The organism is Okeania sp. SIO2F4 (genome assembly GCF_010672385.1).
Taxonomy (GTDB): Bacteria; Cyanobacteriota; Cyanobacteriia; order Cyanobacteriales; family Microcoleaceae; genus Trichodesmium.
The window spans coordinates 1-2733 of sequence record NZ_JAAHGT010001135.1; the positions used below are offsets into that span (position 1 = coordinate 1).

Annotated in this window: 2 protein-coding genes; both read left to right on the forward strand. The window is 32.3% G+C overall.

The features are described 5' to 3' along the window. The first annotated feature begins 312 nt into the window (after positions 1 to 312). Positions 313 to 1194 carry an alpha/beta fold hydrolase gene (locus F6K22_RS37980; RefSeq protein WP_293110024.1) on the forward strand — a complete coding sequence of 294 codons (882 nt, stop codon included), beginning with the start codon at positions 313 to 315 and terminating at the stop codon, positions 1192 to 1194. Further along, positions 1175 to 2623 carry a DUF2252 domain-containing protein gene (locus tag F6K22_RS37985; protein ID WP_293110025.1) on the forward strand — a complete coding sequence of 483 codons (1449 nt, stop codon included), beginning with the start codon at positions 1175 to 1177 and terminating at the stop codon, positions 2621 to 2623. Before F6K22_RS37980 ends, F6K22_RS37985 begins: the two co-directional genes overlap by 20 nt. Positions 2624 to 2733 lie beyond the last annotated feature (110 nt).

The window sequence follows — 2733 nt, forward strand, 5'->3', positions numbered from 1 at the left end:
AAACATAAGTTTGAATTATCCGTGGAGACTAATTCCTCATTCGGTCTGATAATGAGCTAATAACTCGTAGTTGTTTTCGGCTCTCACAGACATGAAACGCTACGCGACATGAAAAACTTAGCCACGACCCTGGAGGCTAGCTGACGGCTGAATACTTACTTATCGGCACAAAAGAGTTACTACCAAATTAATCTTGAATTTAATTATAAATATAAAGCAATTCAATCAACCAAAAATATATTCCCATTTCCTATTTTCTTTTTCCTTTGAGTATAGCAAGTTAAAATTTAAGTGATTATTTCGGAGGTATCAATGTCAATCAAAGAGAATCTTTTTCCCAGCAATTTTATCCAAGCAAATAGCATTAATCTCCATTATATTACTGAAGGGTCTGGCCCATTAATGTTAATGTTACATGGATTCCCTGAATTTTGGTATTCTTGGAGACATCAAATACCTGAATTTGCTCAAGATTATAAAGTAGTTGCCCTAGATTTGAGAGGGTACAATGAAAGTGATAAACCTGAAGAAAAATCTGCTTATGTTATGGCAGAATTTATCAAAGATATAGAAGGAGTAATTAAAGGATTAGGTTATGAAAATTGTGTTTTAGTAGGGCATGATTGGGGAGGGGCAATAGCTTGGTGTTTTGCTTATGCACATCCAGAAATGGTCGAAAAATTAATTGTAATGAATATTCCTCATCCTGCAAAATTTATGGAAGGATTAGGTACTCCAGAGCAACTTTTAAGAAGTTGGTATATATTTTTCTTTCAATTGCCTTTTTTACCTGAATTGATGTTTGAATTTGATGATTATCAGGCTATTGCTTCTGCATTTAAAAATATGGCGATTAATAAATTTGCTTTTACTGAAGCTGACTTAGAAGCATATAAAGATGCAGCAGCTAAACGAGGAGCTTTAACTGCAATGATTAATTATTATCGTAATATTTTTCCTGGTTTTTTTGATCGGCAAGAGTGGGGAATGCTACGAATTCCTACTTTAATGATTTGGGGAAAAAATGATACGGCTTTAGGAATAGAATTAACTTATGGTACGGAAGAATATGTGGAGAGTTTTCAACTTCGTTATATTCCTAACTGTAGCCATTGGGTACAAGAAGAACAGCCTGAATTAGTGAATCAATATATGCGAGAATTTTTGATTAATAATGATGAATCAGTTGAATAAAGTTTTCCGAAGTTGGTTGATAGTAATAATTTTAATTTTGACAGTAAATGTTTTTTTTGTATTTAACCAAACTTTAGCTCAATCTATTAATAATAGTGAGCGGACTCAAAAAGTTTTGGAGTCTATAGAATTAGATACAGACTTAATTTTATCAGGTGCTAATCCCCAGAAACGCCAAGAGTTAAAAGCTGAAAAATATGCTCGAATGTCTGAATCACCATTTACTTTTTATCGAGCAACAAATTCTTTATTTTGGCAGGACTTTGTGAATGATAGTAGACTTGGTAAATTTGGTAATGCTCAAACGAAAACTTGGATTTTAGGTGATTGTCACGTTAATAATTTTGGCGCTTATAATAACGACAAAGGAGAAATTATTTTTGACCTCAATGACTTTGATGAATCAATAATTGCTGATTATCAATATGATTTGTGGCGTTTAGCAACCAGTATTATTTTAGTGGCTGAAGATAATTCTATTATCTCTAAAGATGACCAGAAAGAAATAATTGATAGCTTTAGTGAAAGCTACTTAGATACCCTAGAATCTTATGTAGGCAATGAAGATGAAACTCAGATATATTTTACTGAAAAAAATACTATTGGAGAGGTGAAAAAGACTATAGAAAAAGCTACTGAAAAAACACGACGAGGAATGTTATATAAGTGGACTAAAGTTGTAGAAGAGAAACGATTATTTGACTTTGAAAATGAAGATTTAGGTATAGCATCTGATGCCAATAAAGCTATTGAATCAGAAATTTTAGCTTATGCTGAAACCCTTTCTGGGAATCTAAATTATGACCCAAAATATTTTCAAGTTAAAGATGTTGCTCAAAGATTAAATGCTGGATTAGGGTCATTAGGAACGCCACGTTATTACTTATTAATAGAAGGAGAAACTGATAATTTAGATGATGACCATATTCTCGATATTAAACGTCAGTATCAACCTCCTGCTTATGAATTATTTAGCTTATACGATCGCCTAAATTATGACAGTATATTTTACAATACTGCCCAACGTCATGCTGAAGCTTATAAAGCTTTAATTAAACACGCTGATGATTTTTTAGGATGGATGGAACTTGTGGATAATAATCCTGCTGATGGAGATTTTTCTGGTTATTATTCTGTGCGAGAAATATCTCCCTATAAAAAGTCTCTTAAAACTAAAAGATTAAAGGATAAAGATAGTTTTATAGAAGTTGCTCAACAATGGGGAAAAATTCTCGCTACTGACCATGCTAGAGCAGATAAAGATTTTGATGAAAAATTAGTTCCTTATTCTTTAGAAAAACAGGTGACAAAAATTACCGATGGTAAGTATAAAGAGTTTCGAGAATTAGTGGATGAAGTAGCTTTTCAATATGTGGAGCAAGTCAAAATTGATTATAGTAATTTTGTAGGTTTTGTAAATAGATATTAGTGAGAAGGAGAAAGGCTTTAGTTATCTAGGAGAGAAGAATTCATTAATGGATAATGGATAATTGCGAACTTGATAATTACAAGAAGGTTAAAACCGCTCGGGAATTGAAA

Bases quoted from the DNA above. Each gene is read 5' to 3' on its own strand.
- F6K22_RS37980 (WP_293110024.1), top strand. From the start codon at position 313: ATGTCAATCAAAGAGAATCTTTTTCCCAGCAATTTTATCCAAGCAAAT.
- F6K22_RS37985 (WP_293110025.1), top strand. From the start codon at position 1,175: ATGATGAATCAGTTGAATAAAGTTTTCCGAAGTTGGTTGATAGTAATA.